Below are 22949 nucleotides of genomic sequence, written 5' to 3' on the forward strand. Positions count from 1 at the left end.
AAGGGGGAACTCCACTCAAACTGATTAGAGCAACCGTGGAATCTGAAATCTACATTCTGAAATCTGAAATGGTTATTCGAAGTTATCCCATATCCTTTCAAATTCTTCCCTGTTTTCCCAATATTGGCGGCAGGCTTCGTCCTTCACAGTTGCTATCCTATCTTTAAAATTGGAAGCCATGCCATTGACTGCCACATAATCGACGACCTGCTTGTAGGAGTTGAGCATGCTTTTATAAAAAGAGGAATATTTTAGCTCGCGTTTTGCAGAATATTTTTGGGCGGTCTCAATATTGAAAAGCATAACATCAGCTACTACATAGGGGTCTACCCCCAACGACAGGAAATGCTTGATGTATTTCTGCGCGGTGGAACGGCGCAGTTTGGGGCGCTTGCTCTTGGTTGGGAAATATTCGTTAGCAATCTTCAACTTAGCTTCCTGCTCTAGCTTTTCTTCTTTTGGGTTGAATACAAAATCATAGTATTGCTTTACATCGGCAAACTTGTCATATAATGCCAGAAGCTGCTCTTCGAGCTCGGCTTTTGGGAGTGATGCAAGGTATTTTTTAAGGTCGCGTTTACTCATAACTGTCCAAAATTAGGGGTAAATTTTTCCAACAGCAATAAAATGTAAAAAAGAATGCTGAAAAAATATATAAAATAGTATTTTTGCAATCCTGAAACAAAGTACAAAAACTAAACAACTGAACTGTGGAAAACCCGAGTGCACAAAAACTGATCAACAAGATACAGCTTGACCTGTTCAAAAAAGGTTTTGATGCGGAGACATTGATCGCCGACCTTAAGAAACTTCGCGAATTTTCAATGGAGGAACAAAATCCGGTACTTACCAAAGCCATACGACTCGCGTATGAGCACCTGGAAGAGAACGGCGCTTTCCTTATCCCTATCCCTGACGATGAGCCTGTTGATGAAGAAACCGAACTGGTAACCGGCAGCACTCCGGACAATGAGAACAATCTCGAAAGCCTCGATTACCTGTTATCGCTATTCACCGACCTTACGAAGAAGAACAATCTTCTTGACCTAAAGGAATACAACAAGGCATTCCTTGCTTACTAAGAATTCAAATTACCGGGTTATATAATTAGTGAAGGCTGTTTGGAAACAAACAGCTTTTTTGTTTTTAACCGGCACATACAACATTTTATTAAAGTAAAAAGCTCCCCGTGTTGGGGAGCTTAAAATACTATAGATATGCTTTAATTAAAGGCCATTGTTTACATTAAGCCGGCCTTCCACTCCTGTGTCACCATCCATATTGCCGGTTATAGCGCCGTAGGCTATTTTGATCATGGAGACCATCTTACCGTATTTGGTATCCCAGTAATAGGCATCTTTAGGCTCTACTTTAATAACGGTAACATCCGGGTCTTCTTTACCTTCTTCGAACCATGCCTTTGCCATAGGCGTCCATATTTCCTCGATATGCGATTTGTCTTTGTAAATTACTGCTTTGCCAAATACAGACAGAAAATGTGCATCTGAGTTTTTGGCAAAGATCAGCTGTACTTCGTCGTCATGGCTTATCTCGAAATTTTTATTGCTTTTTTTAGAGCTGATGAACCAAAGGTTACCATCATCGTCAATATCTGCAACACCCATTGGGCGCGTAGGTATCGGCCTTACAGATAATTCGGTGCAAAACATGCACGTACCAATATCTTTTGCCATTTCTTTGATCTTGGCCCTTGCCTCATCATTAAAAAGGTCTTTGTAGTTGTCTTCTGATAAATTGTTTTGTGACATAATATTATTTTTTAGTTAGTTGTTATATTGCTCGTCATCGCTTCTTTCGGAAACCCAGTCTACAGCCCTGTCATATTCTGAATGCCTGTAGCCCCTGAACTCGCCTGGCATAACTTTACTGAAAACATCGGTAAAAGTTTTTACTGCTTCAGAATCGGATATGATAGCGGCACGGTTCCATTTTGTGATATTCTGTATGCCAAGCAATGCATCCTGCATCCAAGCTCCAAGCGTAAAATCGGCCGGGGAGGTATCAAGTACAAGCATGTAGTTTAGCTTACCGGTTTTTTCAACAAGGTGCGAAACCTGCAGCTTTACGATCTCGAAATCTTCATTAGTGACTTCTCCGTCGGCACGGAAGCCTACCATATTATTGGGCAGATCGGGAATTTGTATTATCATGGGGAACGGTTTTAAGATTTATATTTATCCAAAGTTACCCCTTATGTATTTAAACGTATGTTATTGGCATCATAATAAATACAGAATATTATGGTAAAATATTAGAGGGATTATATTTTGAAGTTTATGATGAGACACCCCTAAACCTCTCGAGACTATCGTGTGGACACATCTTCAAGAATTAATTCCCTACGGGAAAATACTGCCCTCTTGATCAAACTTTTACTACCGAAATGGATTCCCTACGGGAAATATCGTTGCTTAATTATCCCGTAGGGATTAAATTTCGGTAGAATTAATGCCGAAAGTGAGTGATTTTTTTCCCGTAGGGAATTAAATCAGTTCTCAAATATTTGTGTCCATACGACAGCTCTCAAGAGGGGAACACCCGGATGTACTTACTTTAAACCTTAAAGCAGTTATCTTAATGCATGAGTGCAGCAATTAACCTATTGAACACGGGTTAGGGGTGTGTAAAAATTGAAATTGCAGAGCCGTTTTTTTCACTACTTTATATCCTTCCGCATTATAAAATCCTCCATCAAATAGCCGCTACCGATATTGATATCTTCCTCACCTGCTTTTACGAAACCTGACTTCAGGTAAAATTCTACAGCCTTGTTATAACGGTTTACATTAAGGACAATTTTATCATTGGTGTTCTTTGCAGCTTCGTTTTCTATAAGAGCAATCAGTTTTTGTCCTATGCCTTTTCCCTGCGCTTCGGGGAGGACATACAGCTTGTGTATCCGGGTAGTTTCTGACGAATGGTTAACCTCGTAAGACGCAAAGCCTAAAAACACCCCGTCATCAGCCGCCAGCAGAAAATGGTGTCCTTTTACAAGGAGCTGTTCAGTATACGCCTGGAGGCTGTACATCATGTCTAACATATAGCCGATTTGTTCCCGGGTAAGTATCGGAAGGTAGGTATCCGGCCAGGTACGCCCGGCAATTTCGCGAATTACAGTATAATCATCAAGCGAAGCTTTTCTTATTTCAATCATTTTTTTAATTGTTGAAAAAGCCCGAAATTGCTGGCTTTTATTAAAAGGATAAATGTAAATAAAATTATTGGCACAGTAATTGGATATTCAGTGACAGGCAACAACTTTATTTTATCAGGCATTAAATTACACGAATCATGAAAACTAAAATATTACATACAGTCCTTTTCGCCCTTCTGAGCATCGGCGGAAGTTTTGCACAGGATGTTACTACCGTGAGGGCTAACAACGCTGATATCAGCGACAACCTGGACCTGAAAGCAGTGGCTTCGATATTTGGTGACTCACGTGATCTTGAAGATTTTGAACGCAGGCTAAACGACCCGGACATTCAAATATCCAACCTTGACCTCAACGGCGATAACAAAGTAGATTACTTAAGAGTAATTGAGGCAACTGAAGGAAATACACACCTTATTATACTGCAATCGGTTTTAGGTGTAGATACGTTCCAGGATGTGGCTACTATAGAGGTAGAAAGGGACAGGAACAATAATGTTCAGGTTCAGGTGGTTGGCGATGTTTATATGTATGGTTCCAATTATATCTATGAGCCGGTTTATGTAAGAAGGCCAATTATCTATGACGTATTTTGGGTAAACAGCTACCGTCCGTACTATTCTCCCTGGTACTGGGGTTATTACCCAACCTATTACAGCTACTGGTCTCCCTACCCTGTTTACAGGTACCGCAACAATATCCATGTACACATAAATACCCGAAATACCTATACTTACTGCAACACAAGGAGAAGCTCACGTGCCATGTCAATGTATAACACGAGGAGGACAAACGGTTACGAAAGGCAGCACCCTAACAGCGGTTTCAGTTCCAGGAACAATGTGCCTAACCGTTATGCGCTGGAACAAAACAGAGGTAGCTCAAGGTCGCAGGCTACATCCGGCGGACCAAGAAGCAGTTTTAGTAATGCTTCCGCAAGGCCGGCATCAAACGTTGTAAGGGGTACCAATGTTAATAGCATAAGAAGCAACGGCGGCACCGTAAGGAATACCACACCTTCAAGGTCAGGTCAGGATGCATCGGGGTCAAATGGGCAAATGGTACGGTCTTCAGGAACACCTTCAAGGGGCAATAGTACCAATGCACCGGCAAGGTCGGTACCGTCATCGCCGTCAAGGAACGATGCACGCCCGTCAGTGCCTTCAAGAAGTAATTCATCAATGAGCAGGGGAAACACTACTACGCCTTCTATAAGGAACAATACCCCTGCGAGAACTAATACTCCGGCTATGAGCACTCCGGCACCGGCACGAAGCAACCCTTCGATAAGAAATAGTGCCCCGGCTCCGTCAAGGCAAATGAGTCCTGCGCCATCCAGATCTTCCGGCGGCAGTGGCAATACAGGTGGGCGAAGAGGTTAAATTATAGTAGTTACAATAAATGAAAAAGAGGCTGTCCTTAATAAGGCGGTCTTTTTTGGTTTAAGCCTCACCCCAACTCTCTCCAGAGGAGAGGATCAGCTTCAATCATACTTTCAAAACACTGCCGCCATCCGCTCAATCTGTGCTTTCTGTGTTGCTACACAATGCGCTTTGATTTTATAGCTTCTACCCATTCTTCCCTTTGGCATACAGAACATTTTCCTGTAGTAGGCTCAAGGCGCTGGGTATTGGCACAAAAAGTACAGGCGTAGATACCGCTTTTGGGTATGTTGGTACTTTTAAGGCTAAACAATTGCGGGCGAATAGGCAGGCCGAATTTAACATCGGCATCATCATAAAAGTAAACGCTTATCGCACCGTTAGTTTCAATATAGGCATTCCTAACCTGCCCGAGGTGCTCGATGGACTTAAGGCGCAGCTCTGCAAAAAACTCATCCTGTGCGAGATCTTCCCGCTCAAAACTGGCCAGTGAAAATTGTCCGTCCTCAATAAGGCATTGTGTTGTCCCCTCTATAAAGTTTTCAAACTTTTTGCTTTTCCCCAACAGCCATGTTACCCCGCGGTACATTGTTAGGATTATAAGGAATACAACTATTGCCGGCACTAGGCCCACATCTTCATAAAACATCGGGTCGCCCGCCGCAGAGCCCAGCGATATGATAATAACCACCTCAAATATCGATAGCTGCTTTACACCCCTTTTGCCGGCAAACTTTAAGGTAAGCAGTACGACTGTAAACATTATTACTGTGCGGAATGCTACTTCAAAAACGAATTGAAAAGGGAGGTCGTTAAACAATAATCGTTTCCATTCAAATATATCTTTCATAGTTATAAGAGTAATCATATTAAAATTAGGATATTTCATTATAAGCCGTTGCCTCCTTAACAAACTTTGGCACAACTTTAATATGCTGTTATAACTCGTTCAGCGCAATGAACGGTAATTTTATAGTGTTCAATTTTTAAACAAATTATGATCATGAGCAAAAAAGTAGCCATACTGGCAACCAACGGTTTTGAAGAAAGCGAATTGAAATCGCCAAAGGAATATCTTGAGCAGCAAGGATGGACTGCAGATATCGTAAGCCTTAAAAGCGGCACGATAAAAGCCTGGGCAAACGGCAACTGGAGCGGAGAATACAAGGTAGATAAAACGCTTGACGAAGTATCCTCAGCCGATTACCATGCGTTAGTATTGCCCGGAGGTGTTATAAACCCTGACCTGTTGAGGAGAAGCGATGATGCCATTGCTTTTGTAAAGAGCTTTTTCGACGAGAAAAAACCGGTAGCCGCAATATGCCATGGCCCACAGATACTTATTAATGCCGAGGTGGTTGACGGGCGCGAGCTTACATCTTTCTCTTCTGTAAAAAAAGACCTTATGAATGCCGGTGCGAACTGGGTTGATAAGGAAGTTGTTGTAGACAACGGGCTAGTTACGAGCCGTACGCCTGATGACCTGCCTGCCTTCAACAAAAAAATGGTAGAAGAAATTAAGGAAGGAAAACACGAACTTCAAAGGAGTTAATTTCAAGTTTATGCCTGATTTACAGAAAGCTTTTATACGTTGCGTATAAGAGCTTTCTTTTTTATATTTATAAAAAATATCCCACAATGAAAACTAAATTATTATTACTGGCAGTATTTATGGCAATACAGGCTAACGCACAGCTGAAAAACGTTGTTTATATGGATGGAAAACAAACGCTTCATGGCTTTGGCAATGCGCCTAAAAAATCTATTAAAGGAAAGCCGGGTGTCCTTATTCTCCCTGCATGGATGGGCATTAACGATCACACCAAAGAAGTTGCAGTAAAGCTTAACGAATTAGGCTATTACTCCTTCGTAGCCGACATTTACGGTGAAGGGAATGCTCCTTCAAACATCCAACAGGCAGGGGAAAAATCGGGTTACTATAAAAACAATCCAGAATTATACCAAAAGAGGATCAAAGCTGCTCTTGATGCTTTTGCAAGTATTGGAGTGGATAAAGATAATATCGTTATTATAGGATATTGCTTTGGCGGAACAGGCGCGCTTGAAGCAGTACGTGGCGGACTGAATGTAAAAGGAATTGTTTCCTTTCATGGCGGGCTTGGCAAAGATGCAGCAAGGCCGAACGGAACGGTAAAGCCTAAAGTACTTATATTGCATGGTGCTGATGATCCGTATGTACCACAAAAAGATATTGAATCCTTCCAAAAAGAAATGAGGGATGGCAAAGCCGACTGGCAGATGATCTATTATGCCAATGCGGTGCATGCTTTTACCGAAAAGGAAGCAGGAACAGACAACTCAAAAGGAGCGGCCTACAACGAAAAAGCCGACAAGCGTTCGTGGGCACATTTCCTTTTATTTTTAGATGAAATATTCGGGACTAAATAAAACTTACTTAGCCTGTAACAAAACCTATATCTACCCAACTAATAAAACAAACCATCATCCAATGAGAAAAACTCTGATATTAGCGTCACTTTCCCTTTTCGTGCTTTCATGCAGTACCGGCAGGAATGCGAAAAAGGACTATGCCAAAGCCGATGTGAACAAATACATGAATTCCATCACGCCTGACGACCTGAAAAAACACCTGTATATCGTTGCCGGCGATGAAATGCAGGGCCGCAATACCGGAGAGCCCGGGCAAAAGAAAGCAGGTCAGTATCTTATAAAACAATATGAGGCTGAAAAGATACCTTTCCCGAAAGGTGCAGAAAATTATTACCAGAAAGTGCCGGCTGCCTATATGGCGAAAGCATTCAGTCCTAAGCTTGGCGATTCCGAAAATATCTGGGCCTTTATAGAAGGAAGCGAAAAGCCTGAAGAGATTCTGGTTATTTCTGCGCATTACGACCACGTAGGAATGAAAAACGGAGAAGTATATAACGGCGCCGATGATGATGGATCAGGTACTGTTGCTTTACTCGAAATAGCACAGGCTTTTATACAGGCTAAAAAAGACGGCTATGGCCCGAAACGCTCTATCCTGTTCCTGCATGTTACCGGCGAAGAGCACGGCCTGCATGGTTCCCGCTTTTACTCTGAAAATCCGTTGTTTCCGATTGCTAATACCATCGCCGACCTTAATATCGACATGATAGGCCGCAGGGACGATGCGCATAAAGACAACGGCAATTATGTATATGTTATTGGTTCTGACCGTTTGAGTAGCGACCTTCATAACATCAACGAAGCCGCCAATGCAAAATACACACACCTAAACCTGGATTATAAATTCAATGACAGGAAAGACTCTAACCAGTTCTACTTCAGGTCCGATCATTATAATTTTGCAAAAAAAGGAATCCCGATCATCTTCTACTTCAATGGTGTACATGAAGATTACCACATGGCCGGTGATGAGCCGCAGAAAATTGAATATGACTTGTTGGCAAAAAGGGCACAGCTTGCCTTTGTTACCGCCTGGGAACTTGCGAACCGTGAAAGCCGCCCGGTTGTAGATAAAGACGGCAAATAACGAATTGTATGATATAACATAAATGGCCGGAAGAAATTCCGGCCATTTATGTTTTAGGCGATGTGGTAAAAACAGGGCTCTCTCTACGCTACTACACTTGCTATATCAGGCTTTCGCCATTAAGGTTGGTAGTAAGCACATCGCTCATGTAATCGAAGAAGGGACGCATTGCTGCAAAGGTTGCCAGCACTTCATCTTTAAAATTTTTATCCAGCACTTCTTTGTCGGTAAATTTCCTGACAACAAGGAACTGTTTCTTCTTAATCAGGTCGATTGCGGGATGGCCTTTATCAAAACCCTTCGGCGCCGTTTTTACGCCTTCGCCCTGCAATTCGCCAAAGTATTTTTTAAAGTCAGGATTGGCGGCAATATTCCTGATCTCACTGTCGTCAAGCTCAAATTCTTTACGGATACGCATCAGGTCTGCAGCATTGGGTTCCCAAAAGCCACCTTCTATAAAACTCTCTCCCGGCTGTATGTGGAGATAATAGCTTCCCCTGAATGCAGGCTTGGTACGCGGAAACCATGCACTGAAATAATTTTTATAAGGCGTCTTGTCTTTAGAGAAACGCACATCGCGGTATATCCGGAGCACCTGCATTTTCTCTATAGCGTCCATTTTCTGCATTCCTGCATATACCTCATTAAAAAAAGACTTTGCCAGTGCATCATTTGCCTGGAAAGTCTTTTTATTCTCTGTAAACCATTCCCTGTTATTGTTCTTTGTAAGCTGTACAAGAAAATCCAAAACGGGTTTTGCAATCATGTATTTATTTTTTTGGGACAAAGACCAGTCGCTCGTCCACGCCTTCCATCAATGTAAGCTTGTCTTTGTCGATCTTTGCCATGTTTACCTTGCCCAATTCTTTAAAGTATTCATTCTCTATGCTCCCTTCACAAAACATTTTGGTCGACATCACCTGGCTGATGTTAATGCCTTCATTTTCGTTCAGGTTGTAAGAGCCGCTGTATGTGTTACACCCGCCATTACCGGATATCTTAAGCTCGGTATTGAATGAGGCTGTAGGAAGGCCGTTACGGTTACTTCCTGCATCTACTTTTTGTCCATTAATGGATGAAAGTTCCCACACCGTACCGGTAAGCAGGTCCATGGGTTGTGTAGCTTTGGCGCTTCTGCATCCTGTAAGGGCAATTGCCGCTGTTATGCTAAAAAATAATACAAATCGTTTCATGGGTTCAAATTTAGTTTGTTTACCAAATTTAAAAACAATTACCGTCAGAAAAATAGGATTTATAATAACTTTAGTAACTGTCAACATTGACACCCTAAAATTTAACCACATAAAACATAGGCAAGTACTAGTTAAATGTAGATGATTTCACAGAGTTGAAGCGTCGCTTCCTATATGCGTTTAAAGCAAGCCGTTGTATTTGCGCACAAACCATTCTGCTGCAAGCGATACGGCAAGAATAACGAGCAGCCATATCCAGTCGATCAACGGGGATTTCTTAATGATCTCTTTCTGGATGGCTTTATAGTTGTCATTTTTAAGCAGGAAATCTGCTAACTGGTCTACCTGTGCAGGGTAATACACAGTCCCGTTGGTATTGGCAGCCGTTTGCTTCAGCCTGGCAAGGTCAGGATTTACAAACTGTTTTTCAATCTCAAAATCCAGCACCTCAAATGCGCCGCTGTATGCTGTATTCGATGCAGTTTCTTTTACTGTAAAGCTGTACTGCCCCGCATCAAGCCCATCGAGGTTTACTTTATATTCATTACTGCCTTTCAGGAAATCATAATTTTTTGATGCTCCTGTTTTCTTATTTTTAAGCTGTATCGTCAGCCTCGCATTTTCCTCGAACTCGTAATTCTTGTTGAAGTACTGCGCTGTTATTTGTATTACCTCACCCGAATTATAAAAACTCTCATGGTTCACCACAAGGGATTTACGTTTGGAATTCGATGCAAGGAACTGGATAGTCTTATCCATAAAAATATCGAACTGCTCAAACGATTTGGTATTTTGGTGGCTTTCCATCCTCCACTTCCAGATGTTCTCGCCTAACAGGAAAGCGCTGCGTTGCGGGCCTTTTTCCGAAAACACCATCATCGGGTTCTCCGTCTTCACATTCCTGATACGCGCCTGAAGCAATACATTCGTATTTTCTTTTGGCGTAATCGTCCCGAACGGGTGCTGTAGTGGCGGGAATTGGCCAAAGCCTATATCGGTCGCGGAAAACAGGTTGAACTGGCTGTCAAAATCAGCCAAATAATCTTCCCTTTGCGATGTCATACGGAAATTAAGCTGTTGCTGGTACTGGTTCAGCAGGTTGAAATCTGTAGAAAGCCCGGTGATTGTAAACGTATTCAGGCCTGCGTTCTTATTAAGCTCCAATAGCTGCCTGAACGAAGCATCCGGTTGATACAGGATAAGCACATTATAATCCTGTAACGATTTTACCTCATTAGGCTTTAATATTGTAACCTTACGCTGCTGATTCGTTTCTATCGAACGCTTTAGCGCGCCAAGGTCGGGGTGGTTAATGGCAGACACCAATGCCACTTCCGAGCGTTGGTCTATAACCTCCACCGCAAAATTCTTGGTGTTGTTGTATTTATTTTTTTCCGCTTCCGAAGAAGTTATTACGGCTTTAAAAGTCTGCACGCCTACTTTGGATGCATCCAAAAGGACAGACAACAACTGCGCTTTTTTGTCTTTCGAAAAAGCTACATTCTGCTTATGCAAAACCGAATTCCCCTGCATGATATTGAAAACGGCACTCAGGTTTTTATTCCCGTTATATTGAAGGAATACTTCAACCGGGAATTTATTTTTTAAGAAGGCATACTTGTTCACATTCACTTGGCTCACCCTAAGGTCGAGGAATGTAGTGGTATCGCCTAATACTAATGGATAAACCGATGTGTTTTCGCGGAAACTGTACACATAATCATTGCCAATGGTCTGGTTACCGTCGGATAATAACACCACCGGATAATTCGCAGCCCTATATAGCTGCTTGAGGTTTTGCGCCACCTGGTCGATATGCGTTTGCTTGCCTTTAAAATCAGGTTCCTTTCCCGCTTCAAAGCCTTCATCAAAGGTATAAAGCTGCACATCAAATTTATCTTTAAGCGCTTTATTGGATGTCAGCTTTTCAGCCAATTGTTTTGCAAGGCTGTCCTGCCCCAGTTCCTTTATGGATTGGGAATTGTCCAGTACTATCGGGAGTGGTGTTTTTACCGTTTCGAGGTCTTTCCGTGTGATGACAGGATTTATCAGCAGCACGAAAACTGAAAAAAGCGTGACAAAACGAAGAAAAGCCAAAAAGATATGCAGCCTGCTTCTCTTTTTGGCTTTAAAAAGATATTGGTAAAACGATAATGCAAATGCTGCCAGTGCTGACAGTAGTAACCATAAAACCGTAGATGCAGTCATTCTATATTATCGTGATTTTCTAATTTTTATTATGTAAGCATTCCTCCGTCAACATTCAGTACCTGGCCGGTGATGTAAGCCGCCATGTCCGAAGCAAGGAATACGCAGGCATTCGCCACATCTTCAGGAGAACCGCCACGTTTCAACGGGATCGCCTCAGCCCAGCCTTTTACTACATCTTCAGGAAGCTTGCCCGTCATTTCGGTTTCAATAAAGCCCGGTGCGATAGCATTACAGCGAATGTTACGCGAACCTAACTCCAGCGCCACCGATTTGGTAAAGCCGATAACCCCTGCTTTGGAAGCCGCATAGTTGGTCTGCCCGGCGTTACCTTTCACTCCAACTACAGAACTCATGTTGATGATAGAACCGCTGCGGGCCTTAAGCATGGTGCGCTGTACCGCTTTGGTCATATTGAAAACCGATTTAAGGTTCACCTCGATCACTTTGTCAAAATCCTCTTCAGATATCCTCATCAGCAGGTTGTCTTTAGTAATACCCGCATTGTTGATAAGGATGTCTATAGTGCCAAAAGTGGCCACTACATCATCGGCAAGCTTTTGTGCCTCATTAAAATCGGCTGCATTGCTTTGATAGCCTTTTGCCTGTATGCCATAACCTTTAAGCTCTTCTTCAAGGCTTTTTGCCGCTTCCGCCGAAGCGCTGTAAGTAAATGCGACATTAGCCCCATGCTGTGCAAAAACAATCGCGATGCCACGGCCTATACCCCTGCTTGCGCCGGTTATTATTGCCGTTTTTCCTTCTAATAATTTCATAGTACGTTTCGTTAGTTTGTCTGTATGAACAGCAAATATAATAAGAGTATGGATAAATTTAAGCACATATTATAGCCAAAGTAGTAAAAAATCATACAAGTCTCTAAAGTTCGGCGTTGTGCTATACAACCTTATTTCATCAAAAAATATAATCGGTACTCAGGAAGCCCGACTCATGGTCGCGAACGATCCTGTTTAAAAGCTCTTTATTGGCATCGGTGACTTTTGCTGCCACAAGCGACCTTATTGAGAACGAACGCAGCGCATCGAATACCGACAAGGTTCCTTCGGCGCTGTCCTTTCTTCCTGTAAAAGGAAAAACATCCGGGCCGCGTTGAGCCTGGCAGTTAATATTCACCCGGCTGACAAGATTTACGAAAGGATCGATAAGGCTAGCGACTTCGGCGGGGTCGTTGCTGAAGATACTGACCTGCATACCGTGCGATGCGTTGATTTGGTAGTCGATTGGTTCCTCAATAGATTTAAAACGAACGACAGGTACTACCGGCCCAAACTGCTCTTCATGGTACAGCTTCATGCTGTCATCAACAGGATATACCACTGCAGGAAAAACAAAAGAAGCATTCATATAGCCACCGCCTTCGTTCATAACTTTAGCGCCTTTTGCCACAGCATCATCTATACATTCTTTAAGGTAAGCAGGCTTGTCTGCTTCGGGAAGCGGGGTGATCTTCACATCTTTGTCCCACGGCAGGCCGGGCTTCAATGCTGATACTGCATCACTTAATTTCTTCACGAATTCATCGGCAACACCTTCCTGCACAAAGATCAGCTTGAGCGCTGTACAGCGCTGCCCGTTAAACGACAATGAACCGGCGATGCATTCGCTTACCGCTACATCCAGGTCGGCATTATTAGTAACGATAGCGGCGTTCTTGGCATCAAGGCTCAGTATAGCACGAAGCCTGTTCACTTTAGGGTGCTGCTTTTTGAGGCCGTTAGCGACTTTGCTGGAACCAATGAAGGCGAGCACATTTATCTTACCGCTTTCCATAAGCGGCGGAATAATTTCCGAGCCTTTCCCGTAAAGCGTATTTACTGCGCCTTTGGGGAATGCTTCTTTAAATGCTTCTAGCAAAGGATAATGTGCCAGGATACCGTGTTTCGGCAGCTTGAATAATATGGTATTACCCATTATAAGTGCGGGTATCAGTGTCGTGAATATTTCGTTAAGCGGGTAATTGAAAGGCCCCATACTAAGCACTACACCAAGCGGCAGGCGACGGGTTTGGGCAATAGTACCTTCCGCCTCCTGAAATCGTGACGATTCCCTGTCCAGCTCTTTCAGCGCATCGATAGTAGCATTTATATAATCAACTGTACGGTCAAATTCTTTGGTGGAGTCGGCGAGCGATTTTCCAATTTCCCACATCAGCAGTTTTATGACAAGCGACCGTTGCTTTATCATCAGGTACACAAAATTCTGCATGCAACCTATTCGCTTTTCAACGCTCATGGCTGGCCACTCCCCCATTCCATTGTTATAGGCAGCGAGTGCGGCATCGAGCGCCTCCATGGCTTCTTTAGGTGAAGTATCCGGATATGTGCCTACGAGTTTCCGCTGTAGTCCTTCGGCACCGGGAATGCAAACAGGCGACCAGACTTCGTTTACAGGCCCATTCCATTGTACCATTTCGCCATTGAGCAGGTATTCGTTCTGGTGTATTTCGGGAAGTTGGAATTCTTCAGGAATTTGGTTTTCGGCAACAAAAATATTTTCAAAACGTGTCGTATCCATAATTTATATTGTTTTTTGGAACTATAAATTTAATAGATACAATCGGTATTATCCTACGTGTTTAGATTATTTTATAAAAAAGGTTCTGTAAGCTTGTATTTGTAGGAGAACAGCACCAACCCGACTTTCGATTTTATATTGTATTTGTCAAACAATGCGCTGCGATATGCTTCGATAGATTTTACAGAAACGTTCATTATATCGGCCATTTGATCATAGGTCAGCTCGCGTTCGTCGCAAACAAGTTTAAGGAATTCGTGTTCGCGGGCAGTCAGCAGTATACTGTGGTTTTTTTTCTCTTCCAACGAGTTTACATCAAACTTCCGAACCCTTTGTAATATCTCTATAACATTGGCATAACCCGTAGCGGCTATACTGTCTATCGCAAATTTCAGGTCGGCTGCGCTGCAGTTTTTATGTAAAAATCCCCGTGCACCATAATGGTAGGCAGTATCAATTATCTTGTCATCAAAATGCTGGGTGAGCAGGAGTATTTTGTATTCGATTTCTAATTTTTCGATTTCCTGTATCAACTCTACCCCATTCATTCCGGGCATCGAATAATCTACTATAAGCACAGAAGGTTTCTCATCCTGATTGCAGGAAAGCAGGAAAGCAGGTGCGTTGTCATATTCTGCAACAACTTTATAGTTTCCCATTTTTTCAAGCAGTTCCTTGAGACCCTGCCTGACAATTTTATGGTCGTCAACCAGGCCAATAGTAATTTTTTGCATACGTAATTATATTTCAAGTAAGGTGATCGCCGTACCTTTTCCGGGAGCCGAATCTATCGAAATATCCATACCCACGATCTCTGCCCGGCTGATGAGATTTGAAAGCCCTAATCCTGTCGCGGCACTTTTAGATGCTTCGTAATTAAATCCACGACCATTGTCGGCTACTTTTAATTTGAATACCGGTTTTGTCCCAACTTCAATGACAATTTTAGTAGCGCCGGAATGCTTCATGGCGTTATTTATAATTTCCTGAAAGATACGAAAAATTACAATCTGCCTGCTTGGATCGAAATTAGTAAACACATCGCTATCAGATGAGTAATCAATTGCCAGGCCACTAACCTGCCGCAGCCTGTCTGCTTCGCCTTCGATAGCTTTAAGCAGATTCTGCTGAACGAGCATCTGGCTGTTGAGCGAGTGGCTGATACGGCGGATAGAATTGGATAAGAGGTGAACAGAATTTGAAATAGGCTCAAGCGGACCGGTAAGCTCCGGACTGTCGAGTTTGAGGTTCTCTACCATGAAATTTATATAGGTAAGCTGCTGGCCGGCATCATCGTGAAGCTCCTGCGAAACGTTATTGAGCACCTGTTCCTGCGCTTCTAATATGGTAGTGGTAAGGATTTTTTGGAAGTCAATATCCTTTTGATAAATGACGCGGGTGTAGTTTTTTATTTTATTGATGTAGAGTTTGATGAGGAGCGCGCAAAAGAGTACCAGCAAGCTGACGAAAATGATGCCAATTAAAATTCCGAAGGCGAGATTATCAATCATTTTTCCAGTTTCTTTTCGCGGTAAATATAAATTGTTATAATGCTATAATAAAGAATGTTTGCAAAAGATATTATGAGATCATATAGGCTGAGCCCATAAATAATCTTCTTATCCGAAAGTTGAGTGTCTCGAAATCCAAGCACAATGCTCATTGCAATAAATAATAATAAAGGGGTGTATAAAAGCAAGCTTTCATTCTTTTCAAAAAATAAAAAATTTTCTCTTTGTAGCTGGATAATATTTTCGGAAATAAATATTATTAAATATAAAACAGCACCTAAGGCAAAAGAATACACATTGAACTGAAGTCTTCCCTCAATAAACAGAAAATTTATTATTGCTAACAGGACATAGGCCAAAATCAAAATTTTCAAATAACGTAATCTTTCTATAATGCTAAAAAGCACTGCGAACCATAGCACGTTATGAATAACCGCACTTATTGAATATAAAGCTCCAAACCCTATACTATTAATAATAAAAAAATTTGTAAGCATTTCTGTACCTAAACATACTGTCACAATAAGAAGCAATAAAATATGTACTTTCTTCTTTCTTTTAAAAAGAAAAAGCATCATCAAAACTGTAGTAAAGATTAAAAACTGGCTAAAAGTTATTTTTGATAAAAATTCTTCCATAAAAGCAAATTAAGCCCTTAAATTATTACAGGCTTAATTTACAAAAAAAAATGTTAATTAAAGCATTTTCAAAGGAGGCCTGTGAGAAAAGTCGTAATATCCTACAAATTGACCGCTATCATCTAAAACTTTAAAAAATATTACATCATCAGTTTCATCAATTCTTGCCTTTCCAAAACAAAATTTAGGGTTTGTCAAGCCGTGATTAGCAATTATTGCGTTGATAAGAGGAATTGAAAAATTACCATCTAAAAACTCATATTTCCCCTCTGCTACATATACTCCAGATCCGCCCAAAGAGATTTTTATTGTAGAATCATAATGATCCGTTTCCTTAATCGACAATTTCTTCAATTCAACTTTTAATTGATCATAAGTGATATTTTTATAAGTACCGGTATTATCAAAATGTGTAACCGCCTTGAAATCATCCTTACTTTGTTGGAGTATTTTGTGTCTTACTTCTATTAATGAATAGCATTCAGAAAAAACGATATAATCGTCATATTTAGAAAGCCAGTCCGCCAATTTAACTGAAGTCGATATTAAAACCTGATCCAAATCCACGTAAAATCTGTTCTTACTCGCAGCATCTAAAACTATAAAAGATTTATTATCGTCTTGCCATGTTGAAAAGTCTGCTATAACTCTTCCCCTATCAATAGGAATAACTGTTTGTGGCAAATAAGAGTGGAGTAAATACTTATCTACGTTATCAGGATAATCTTCTATACCCTCCTGAGTAGCTGTAGTTGTCGTCTCCTCTTTTTCTTTTTTCTCATTACACCCTACCATTGCTGCCACAAGAGCAATACATAAAATTAATTTTTTCATAATCTGAGAATTTATCGGTTAATAATTTGGTTGCAGTAAAATTGGAACATAATTATCCCGGATACTATAGGTAAAACCCTATTTATCTTATGGTGTATGCCTACCGCTAAAATATCGCTTTTTTCTTAATAAAGAAACTATAAGCAGCACATGTTTTTTAAAATCAATCACTTATACAACAAATACATTTAAGAAAAGCCTAACAGCATTCCTGTACTAAAAAACAAACTTTTTCCATAAATTTGCGGCTCAATTTTATGTAACTGAAATGACGAAAGTAAAAGTAGGATTAGTACAGATGAGCTGTGTTGCCGAAAAGCAGCCCAACCTCGAAAAAGCGATAAGGGAAGTACGCAATGCCGCTGCAAAAGGCGCGCAAATCGTATGCCTTCAGGAATTGTTCACTTCGCTGTATTTTTGCGATGTGGAAGATTACGAGAACTTTAAGTTAGCTGAATCCATTCCCGGTCCATCTACAGATGCGTTGCGCGAAGTAGCGAAAGAGCTGAACGTGGTGATCATTGCCTCATTATTTGAAAAACGTGCCGAAGGCCTCTACCATAATACCACAGCCGTTATTGATGCCGATGGTGAATACCTGGGCAAATACCGCAAGATGCACATCCCGGATGACCCCGCTTATTACGAGAAATTCTATTTTACACCCGGTGACCTTGGTTACAAGGTGTTCCAGACGAAGTTTGCCAAAATAGGCGTGCTTATCTGCTGGGACCAATGGTACCCTGAGGCAAGCCGTATAACCGCACTTATGGGCGCCGAGATCATGTTCTACCCTACTGCGATCGGGTGGGCAACATCGCAGGATGAAGACACCAATAAAGAACAATATGATGCATGGCAGACCATACAGCGTTCACACGCCATTGCCAACGGAGTGCACGTAGTGAGCGTAAACCGTGTGGGCTATGAGCAGGACGGTGCCATGAAATTCTGGGGCGGAAGCTTTGTTGCCAACCCGCACGGTAAGCTGATGTACCTGGCCACACATGACAAAGAAGAAACTACTGTTGTTGAAATAGATACCCAAACAAGCGACCATTACCGTACGCACTGGCCGTTCCTTCGTGACAGGAGGATCGACAGTTACCAGCCGATAACGAAAAGGTATCTTGACGGGGACTAGAACGTTTCAGGGTTTAAAGTTTAAAGTTTCAGGTTGCCACTCAAACTCAATAAATCATAATGGATATCCATTCAGACAATACCCCTAAGAAGTTAGGATTCTCATTTCCGGCGGAATTTTCGGAACAACGCGCACTGTGGCTATCATGGCCGCACAAGGAAGCCTCATGGCCGGGAAAATTACATACCATATACAAGCCCTACTGCGAGTTCATATTGCAGGTTTCGCGCCACCAGCCGGTATGCATCAACGTTGCCGATGAGGAGATGAAACGTTTTGCTACCGCCGAACTGGAACGTTTCCTGCCATTAGTTCCCGAAGGCCGATTAGGCGAAATCACCTTTTACTTCCACCCTACCAACGATGCCTGGTGCCGCGACCACGGCCCTGCTTTTGTTGTAAATAATGAAACCGGCGAAAAAGCCATTGTCGACTGGGGCTACAATGCCTGGGGCGATAAATACCCTCCCTATGACCTTGATGATGTGATTCCGACACGTATTGGAGAAGCATTGAACCTGAAAGTTTTCAATCCAAATATCGTGATGGAAGGCGGCAGCGTAGAATTTAATGGCAAAGGCACACTCCTTACCACAACTGCCTGCCTGCTGAACAAAAACCGCAACCCACATCTTTCGCAGGAACAGATCGAAGAATACCTGAAAGAATATTATGGCGTGGAGCACATATTATGGCTTGGCGATGGCATTGTAGGCGATGATACCGACGGGCATATTGACGATATTACCCGTTTTGTAAATGAAGATACAGTGGTAACCGTTGTCGAGGAAGATGAGAATGATGAAAATTACCACCTGCTCCAAGAGAACCTAGAACTGTTAAAGACCATGAAATTGCAGGATGGGAGTCCGTTAAATATTATAGAGTTGCCAATGCCAAAAGCTGTGATCCATGAAGACCAAAGGCTGCCGGCATCTTACGCGAATTTTTACATTGCCAATAAAAGCGTTATTGTTCCAATATTTAATGATGAAGTAAATGACGCGAAGGCTTTGGACATACTCAAAAAATGTTTCCCCGACAGGGAGGTCATCGGTATTGATTCCACAGACCTTATATGGGGACTGGGCAGCTTTCATTGCCTGAGCCAGCAGGAGCCTTTGTAGAGGGATTTTAGATTTCTTTACTATTTCAGATTTCAGATTTCAGATTGAGCTACACTCATACCCTAAAGTAGAGGGGGATTTTATCCTGCAAGAGTGTAGCTCAATCTGAAATCTGAAATCTACAATCTGAACTTAGTTCTCGATTATCTCAATCTCCACCCGCCTGTTAGCCACTTTTTCTTCTTCGGTTTTTTCAGGAAGCGGATACACTGGCTTACTACTGCCAAAACTTTGGTAAGAAAGCCTCATCCTGTCGATACCGTTGTTCTTTAAAAATGCATATACGGCCAGCGCCCTCTTTTGCGATATTTGGTTCGTCTCAATTTTCTGGCAGCAGATATGACCCTGGATATCGATCCTAAGGTTGGGGTTATTCTTCATGATGGCAAGCAATTCGTATAGCACAGGCCTGGATTCGGGCAGCACCAGGTCGGAGTTATCAAAAAAGTGAAGTCTTGGAATTGCTATTTTGTCACCTTTCACTGCCTCTGTAATTTTTTTTGCCAATTCAGTTACTACAGGCTCCGGCTTTTTCTCAATTATGATTGGTTTTTGCCGGAAATACAGCACTGCTTTACGATCTTTTGCCCTTTCTATGGAAAATGCTTCGCTCTCCCCAAGGCCCTTTTCCTCAACATTAGCTACATCAATATTGCCCTCCTTCAGCTTTTCGAAAACATACATTGCCCTGCGTTCCGAGAGGTCAATATTATACAAAGCATTGCCAATACTGTCGGCATACCCATATATCTTCTGTACTTCAACATCTTTATGTTCGCTTATCCATTCCGAAAGGCTCATCGCAGAAGGATCATTCGCCTCATCAATATCGAAATCAAAATAGACGGTAAACTTTTCCTGTGCGTTGGCGAATATCGAGAGGTATAGTGCCAATAGTAAAAAAAGGCGCTTCATGTTTTGTTTTGGTGTTGGTTATAGTAATAACGAAAGTAAGGATGTTTTTATTTTAGGCCTCACCCCCAATCCCTCTCCAAGGAGAGGGGCAGCTACACTCTTGCCGAAGCAGCCGCCGTTTTTTCCTTTGAAGCAGTTATCTAAGCGTTTCTTTGCCGTCGTCGGTCCCGGCGTCCGCTATATCTGCTTCGTGCCTCCGCGGGATGCCGCTCCCCCCGGGGCTATGAGGTGAGGTAGTTTTTTGTCGGTGAAGTTCTTCCATGCAAAAATTAGTGAAATTTGTGTAATTCGTGGCTAAAAATAAAAAAACCTGCCGCGAAAATCGCGGCAGGCTTAACTCAAAAATCTTTAATGGAATATTATCTTGTGAATAATAACTCCCTGTATTTAGTCAATGTCCATATCTCATCGTCAACAAGAAGTTCCAGCTTGTCGCAATGGTCCCTGATCACATCAAAGAATGGTTTTACGGTATCGCAGTAGGCGTGTGCCATTTCTTCTGCGCTGCCCAGATTGTTCGCGTTCTTGCGCGCTTCGGTCATTTCCTCAACTTTCGTGTTGATGCCAGCAATGTGCCCTGAAATTTCCCTGATAAGCGTAATCTGCTCTTTTCCTATGTTCTCAAATTCTTTACCGAAGATCTCCTTAAGGCCCCTTACATTCTCGATAAGGATATTCTGGTAGCGGATAGCGGTTGGTACCACGTGGTTACGCGCGATATCACCCAATACCCGGCCTTCTATCTGTATTTTTTTAGTGTACTCCTCAAGCTCTATCTCATAACGTGCTTCTGCCTCAACGTGGTTCATCACGTTCATTTCCTCGAATAAGGCAAGTGACTGTGCTGATACTTTCGCTTTAAGCGCCGATGGTGTGGTCTTGAAGTTGCTCAGGCCGCGTTTTGCCGCTTCCTGCTCCCATGCATCGCTGTAACCGTCGCCTTCAAAAAGGATGGCTTTGGTTTCCTTAATGTACTCCCTCAATACGTTGAAGATAGCATCGTCCTTCTTCATGCCTTTTTCGTCGATAAGCGCATCCACTTCTTTTTTGAAGTCTTTTAGCTGCTTGGCAACGATAGTATTTACGATTGTCATGGCATTGGCGCAGTTAGCGCTCGATCCTACTGCCCTGAACTCAAATTTATTTCCTGTAAAGGCAAACGGCGATGTCCTGTTCCTGTCGGTATTGTCAAGCAATACATCCGGAATTTTACCTACTACGTTCAGTTTAAGGTCGGTTTTCTCTTCCGGAGAAAGTTTGCCGGATGATACACCTTCAAGTTCGGCAAGCACTTTAGTAAGCTGCTGCCCAATGAATACTGATATGATTGCAGGCGGCGCTTCGTTGGCACCAAGCCTGTGGTCGTTAGTAGCTGTCGCGATCGAAGCCCTCATCAGTTCCTCATTAGTATATACTGCTTTTATAGTATTGATGAAGAAAGCAAGGAACTGCAGGTTGCTCATTGGCGTTTTGCCCGGGCCCAAAAGGTTTACACCTGTATCTGTAGCAAGCGACCAGTTGTTGTGTTTACCAGACCCGTTCACTCCTTTAAACGGCTTCTCGTGGAAAAGCACTTTAAAATCGTGGCGCTCGGCAACTTTCTGCATTACGTCCATTAATAAGGAGTTATGGTCAACCGCAAGATTGGTCTCTTCAAATATTGGCGCAAGCTCGAATTGGTTTGGCGCTACCTCGTTGTGGCGGGTCTTAACAGGGATACCAAGAAGCATACACTCATTTTCAAGGTCGCGCATATAATTAAGGACACGCGTTGGGATAGACCCGAAATAATGGTCTTCCAGCTGCTGGCCTTTTGCAGACGTATGCCCTAAAAGCGTACGGCCTGTAAGGGTAATGTCAGGCCTTGAATTGGCAAGCGCCGAATCTACAAGGAAATATTCCTGTTCCCATCCGAGCGTAGCAGTAACTTTCTTAACGTTCTTGTCGAAATAACGGCAAACGTCGGTGGCAGCTTCATCAATGGCAGAAAGCGCCCTTAATAAAGGTGTTTTATAGTCAAGCGCCTCTCCTGTGTACGATACGAATACCGTAGGGATACACAATGTTGTTCCGTATATGAATGCAGGCGACGTTGGGTCCCATGCGGTATAGCCACGTGCCTCGAAGGTATTCCTGATACCTCCGTTCGGGAAACTTGACGCATCCGGCTCCTGCTGTACCAGTTGGCTTCCGCCGAATTTCTCAACAGGGTCAGTACCGTCATAAGATGTTTCAAAAAAGGCATCGTGCTTCTCGGCAGTAGCGCCTGTAAGCGGCTGAAACCAGTGGGTGTAATGGGTAACGCCTTTGGCAAGCGCCCATTCTTTCATGCCCATTGCGATATAATCGGCAAGTTTGCGGTCTATTTTAGTTCCGTGCTGCACTGCGCTCTGGACTGCTTTGTAGGCTTCCGGGGTCAAAAACTGGCGCATTGCTTTGTCATTGAACACATTACTTCCAAAAATGATTGATTTTCTGTCGAGCTCTTCTACTTTAACCGGCTTTCTGGTTGCAGTTTGTTGCAGGGCATGAGAACGGAATGTTGACATGAAACTAAATTTTTAATGTTAATGATAGATTAAAACTTACGCAAATGTACAAAAAAATGTTCTAAATTTTAAACACCCCTGTTTTTTTGGGGGTCAAATTTTAAATATTTTACCAAATACCTAAAACTACCCTACAATTTATTAAACAATATAACTTTCATCGTAAATTTACAGAATTAGGTATAGTTGGATTACAAATAATTCAATAAAACCTACATACTCGTTAATTAAATTGTAAA

Annotated in this window: 23 protein-coding genes; 7 read left to right on the forward strand and 16 right to left on the reverse strand. The window is 42.4% G+C overall.

Annotated features, from left to right (window positions below):
• Positions 1 to 72: 72 nt before the first annotated feature.
• Entirely contained in the window at positions 73 to 585 is a 513-nt protein-coding gene (locus AAEO56_RS16400) for a DUF6155 family protein (RefSeq protein WP_341698153.1), read from the reverse strand.
• A gap of 125 nt (positions 586 to 710) precedes the next feature.
• Here AAEO56_RS16400 and AAEO56_RS16405 point away from each other — a divergent pair, with 125 nt between their 5' ends.
• Entirely contained in the window at positions 711 to 1082 is a 372-nt protein-coding gene (locus AAEO56_RS16405; protein WP_341698154.1) for a hypothetical protein, read from the forward strand.
• A 144-nt stretch (positions 1083 to 1226) separates the two neighbouring features.
• On the opposite strand, the gene AAEO56_RS16410 is transcribed toward AAEO56_RS16405, so the two are convergent.
• The 3 genes from AAEO56_RS16410 to AAEO56_RS16420 all read right to left on the reverse strand — a co-directional run bounded on the left by AAEO56_RS16410 (position 1227) and on the right by AAEO56_RS16420 (position 3175).
• Positions 1227 to 1769, reverse strand: a complete 543-nt coding sequence (locus tag AAEO56_RS16410; protein WP_341698155.1) for a pyridoxamine 5'-phosphate oxidase family protein — start codon at positions 1767 to 1769, stop codon at positions 1227 to 1229.
• A gap of 15 nt (positions 1770 to 1784) precedes the next feature.
• Entirely contained in the window at positions 1785 to 2171 is a 387-nt protein-coding gene (locus tag AAEO56_RS16415) for a SpoIIAA family protein (RefSeq protein ID WP_341698156.1), read from the reverse strand.
• Between the two features lie 506 nt (positions 2172 to 2677).
• The gene (locus AAEO56_RS16420; RefSeq protein WP_341698157.1) at positions 2678 to 3175 is read right to left on the reverse strand and encodes a GNAT family N-acetyltransferase; all 498 of its coding nucleotides are present in this window, start codon (positions 3173 to 3175) and stop codon (positions 2678 to 2680) included.
• A gap of 137 nt (positions 3176 to 3312) precedes the next feature.
• Here AAEO56_RS16420 and AAEO56_RS16425 point away from each other — a divergent pair, with 137 nt between their 5' ends.
• On the forward strand, positions 3313 to 4557 hold the full coding sequence (locus tag AAEO56_RS16425) for a hypothetical protein (protein WP_341698158.1): 1245 nt from the start codon (positions 3313 to 3315) through the stop codon (positions 4555 to 4557).
• A gap of 157 nt (positions 4558 to 4714) precedes the next feature.
• Here the strand turns inward: AAEO56_RS16425 and AAEO56_RS16430 are convergent, their stop codons facing one another.
• Positions 4715 to 5407, reverse strand: coding sequence for a DUF421 domain-containing protein (locus AAEO56_RS16430; RefSeq protein WP_341698159.1), 693 nt, complete (start codon positions 5405 to 5407; stop codon positions 4715 to 4717).
• 153 nt (positions 5408 to 5560) lie between these two features.
• Here AAEO56_RS16430 and AAEO56_RS16435 point away from each other — a divergent pair, with 153 nt between their 5' ends.
• The 3 genes from AAEO56_RS16435 to AAEO56_RS16445 all read left to right on the forward strand — a co-directional run bounded on the left by AAEO56_RS16435 (position 5561) and on the right by AAEO56_RS16445 (position 8056).
• A complete protein-coding gene (locus AAEO56_RS16435; RefSeq protein WP_341698160.1) occupies positions 5561 to 6109 on the forward strand; it encodes a type 1 glutamine amidotransferase domain-containing protein in 549 nt (182 codons plus the stop codon).
• A gap of 86 nt (positions 6110 to 6195) precedes the next feature.
• Positions 6196 to 6966 carry a dienelactone hydrolase family protein gene (locus AAEO56_RS16440; RefSeq protein WP_341698161.1) on the forward strand — a complete coding sequence of 257 codons (771 nt, stop codon included), beginning with the start codon at positions 6196 to 6198 and terminating at the stop codon, positions 6964 to 6966.
• A gap of 61 nt (positions 6967 to 7027) precedes the next feature.
• The gene (locus AAEO56_RS16445; protein WP_341698162.1) at positions 7028 to 8056 is read left to right on the forward strand and encodes a M28 family metallopeptidase; all 1029 of its coding nucleotides are present in this window, start codon (positions 7028 to 7030) and stop codon (positions 8054 to 8056) included.
• Between the two features lie 100 nt (positions 8057 to 8156).
• Here the strand turns inward: AAEO56_RS16445 and AAEO56_RS16450 are convergent, their stop codons facing one another.
• The 9 genes from AAEO56_RS16450 to AAEO56_RS16490 form a co-directional block, all read right to left on the reverse strand.
• Positions 8157 to 8822, reverse strand: a complete 666-nt coding sequence (locus tag AAEO56_RS16450; RefSeq protein ID WP_341698163.1) for a DUF2461 domain-containing protein — start codon at positions 8820 to 8822, stop codon at positions 8157 to 8159.
• Positions 8823 to 8826: 4 nt separating this feature from the next.
• Positions 8827 to 9249, reverse strand: coding sequence for an META domain-containing protein (locus AAEO56_RS16455; protein ID WP_341698164.1), 423 nt, complete (start codon positions 9247 to 9249; stop codon positions 8827 to 8829).
• A 180-nt stretch (positions 9250 to 9429) separates the two neighbouring features.
• Positions 9430 to 11457, reverse strand: a complete 2028-nt coding sequence (locus AAEO56_RS16460; protein WP_341698165.1) for a hypothetical protein — start codon at positions 11455 to 11457, stop codon at positions 9430 to 9432.
• Positions 11458 to 11486: 29 nt separating this feature from the next.
• On the reverse strand, positions 11487 to 12233 hold the full coding sequence (gene fabG, locus AAEO56_RS16465; protein ID WP_341698166.1) for a 3-oxoacyl-[acyl-carrier-protein] reductase: 747 nt from the start codon (positions 12231 to 12233) through the stop codon (positions 11487 to 11489).
• Positions 12234 to 12372: 139 nt separating this feature from the next.
• A complete protein-coding gene (locus AAEO56_RS16470) occupies positions 12373 to 13992 on the reverse strand; it encodes an NADP-dependent glyceraldehyde-3-phosphate dehydrogenase (RefSeq protein ID WP_341698167.1) in 1620 nt (539 codons plus the stop codon).
• A 71-nt stretch (positions 13993 to 14063) separates the two neighbouring features.
• Positions 14064 to 14726: a response regulator transcription factor gene (locus AAEO56_RS16475; protein WP_341698168.1), complete on the reverse strand. Its 663-nt coding sequence runs from the start codon at positions 14724 to 14726 to the stop codon at positions 14064 to 14066.
• A gap of 6 nt (positions 14727 to 14732) precedes the next feature.
• Positions 14733 to 15503, reverse strand: coding sequence for a sensor histidine kinase (locus tag AAEO56_RS16480; protein ID WP_341698169.1), 771 nt, complete (start codon positions 15501 to 15503; stop codon positions 14733 to 14735).
• Positions 15500 to 16141 carry a hypothetical protein gene (locus tag AAEO56_RS16485; protein ID WP_341698170.1) on the reverse strand — a complete coding sequence of 214 codons (642 nt, stop codon included), beginning with the start codon at positions 16139 to 16141 and terminating at the stop codon, positions 15500 to 15502. The genes AAEO56_RS16480 and AAEO56_RS16485 overlap by 4 nt, the downstream gene beginning before the upstream one ends.
• A 57-nt stretch (positions 16142 to 16198) precedes the next feature.
• A complete protein-coding gene (locus AAEO56_RS16490; RefSeq protein ID WP_341698171.1) occupies positions 16199 to 16975 on the reverse strand; it encodes a hypothetical protein in 777 nt (258 codons plus the stop codon).
• Positions 16976 to 17243: 268 nt separating this feature from the next.
• Here AAEO56_RS16490 and AAEO56_RS16495 point away from each other — a divergent pair, with 268 nt between their 5' ends.
• Positions 17244 to 18119, forward strand: coding sequence for a carbon-nitrogen hydrolase (locus AAEO56_RS16495; RefSeq protein ID WP_341698172.1), 876 nt, complete (start codon positions 17244 to 17246; stop codon positions 18117 to 18119).
• 59 nt (positions 18120 to 18178) lie between these two features.
• Positions 18179 to 19246: an agmatine deiminase family protein gene (locus AAEO56_RS16500; RefSeq protein ID WP_341698173.1), complete on the forward strand. Its 1068-nt coding sequence runs from the start codon at positions 18179 to 18181 to the stop codon at positions 19244 to 19246.
• 132 nt (positions 19247 to 19378) lie between these two features.
• Here the strand turns inward: AAEO56_RS16500 and AAEO56_RS16505 are convergent, their stop codons facing one another.
• Positions 19379 to 20161 carry an OmpA family protein gene (locus AAEO56_RS16505; RefSeq protein ID WP_341698174.1) on the reverse strand — a complete coding sequence of 261 codons (783 nt, stop codon included), beginning with the start codon at positions 20159 to 20161 and terminating at the stop codon, positions 19379 to 19381.
• A gap of 359 nt (positions 20162 to 20520) precedes the next feature.
• Positions 20521 to 22710 (reverse strand): glutamine synthetase III family protein, encoded by a 2190-nt coding sequence (locus tag AAEO56_RS16510; protein ID WP_341698175.1) that lies wholly within the window; start codon positions 22708 to 22710, stop codon positions 20521 to 20523.
• Between the last annotated feature and the right edge of the window lie 239 nt (positions 22711 to 22949).

The sequence above is a fragment of the Flavobacterium arundinis genome, from assembly GCF_038289855.1.
Classification (GTDB): Bacteria; Bacteroidota; Bacteroidia; order Flavobacteriales; family Flavobacteriaceae; genus Flavobacterium; species Flavobacterium arundinis.

Coding starts and splice junctions, on each gene's coding strand:
- AAEO56_RS16455 (WP_341698164.1), bottom strand. CDS start 9,249: ATGAAACGATTTGTATTATTTTTTAGCATAACAGCGGCAATTGCCCTT.
- AAEO56_RS16490 (WP_341698171.1), bottom strand. CDS start 16,975: ATGAAAAAATTAATTTTATGTATTGCTCTTGTGGCAGCAATGGTAGGG.
- AAEO56_RS16430 (WP_341698159.1), bottom strand. CDS start 5,407: ATGAAAGATATATTTGAATGGAAACGATTATTGTTTAACGACCTCCCT.
- fabG (WP_341698166.1), bottom strand. CDS start 12,233: ATGAAATTATTAGAAGGAAAAACGGCAATAATAACCGGCGCAAGCAGG.
- AAEO56_RS16425 (WP_341698158.1), top strand. CDS start 3,313: ATGAAAACTAAAATATTACATACAGTCCTTTTCGCCCTTCTGAGCATC.
- AAEO56_RS16400 (WP_341698153.1), bottom strand. CDS start 585: ATGAGTAAACGCGACCTTAAAAAATACCTTGCATCACTCCCAAAAGCC.
- AAEO56_RS16460 (WP_341698165.1), bottom strand. CDS start 11,457: ATGACTGCATCTACGGTTTTATGGTTACTACTGTCAGCACTGGCAGCA.
- AAEO56_RS16475 (WP_341698168.1), bottom strand. CDS start 14,726: ATGCAAAAAATTACTATTGGCCTGGTTGACGACCATAAAATTGTCAGG.
- AAEO56_RS16500 (WP_341698173.1), top strand. CDS start 18,179: ATGGATATCCATTCAGACAATACCCCTAAGAAGTTAGGATTCTCATTT.
- AAEO56_RS16415 (WP_341698156.1), bottom strand. CDS start 2,171: ATGATAATACAAATTCCCGATCTGCCCAATAATATGGTAGGCTTCCGT.
- AAEO56_RS16450 (WP_341698163.1), bottom strand. CDS start 8,822: ATGATTGCAAAACCCGTTTTGGATTTTCTTGTACAGCTTACAAAGAAC.
- AAEO56_RS16420 (WP_341698157.1), bottom strand. CDS start 3,175: ATGATTGAAATAAGAAAAGCTTCGCTTGATGATTATACTGTAATTCGC.
- AAEO56_RS16510 (WP_341698175.1), bottom strand. CDS start 22,710: ATGTCAACATTCCGTTCTCATGCCCTGCAACAAACTGCAACCAGAAAG.
- AAEO56_RS16505 (WP_341698174.1), bottom strand. CDS start 20,161: ATGAAGCGCCTTTTTTTACTATTGGCACTATACCTCTCGATATTCGCC.
- AAEO56_RS16410 (WP_341698155.1), bottom strand. CDS start 1,769: ATGTCACAAAACAATTTATCAGAAGACAACTACAAAGACCTTTTTAAT.
- AAEO56_RS16485 (WP_341698170.1), bottom strand. CDS start 16,141: ATGGAAGAATTTTTATCAAAAATAACTTTTAGCCAGTTTTTAATCTTT.
- AAEO56_RS16470 (WP_341698167.1), bottom strand. CDS start 13,992: ATGGATACGACACGTTTTGAAAATATTTTTGTTGCCGAAAACCAAATT.
- AAEO56_RS16440 (WP_341698161.1), top strand. CDS start 6,196: ATGAAAACTAAATTATTATTACTGGCAGTATTTATGGCAATACAGGCT.
- AAEO56_RS16480 (WP_341698169.1), bottom strand. CDS start 15,503: ATGATTGATAATCTCGCCTTCGGAATTTTAATTGGCATCATTTTCGTC.
- AAEO56_RS16495 (WP_341698172.1), top strand. CDS start 17,244: ATGACGAAAGTAAAAGTAGGATTAGTACAGATGAGCTGTGTTGCCGAA.
- AAEO56_RS16445 (WP_341698162.1), top strand. CDS start 7,028: ATGAGAAAAACTCTGATATTAGCGTCACTTTCCCTTTTCGTGCTTTCA.
- AAEO56_RS16435 (WP_341698160.1), top strand. CDS start 5,561: ATGAGCAAAAAAGTAGCCATACTGGCAACCAACGGTTTTGAAGAAAGC.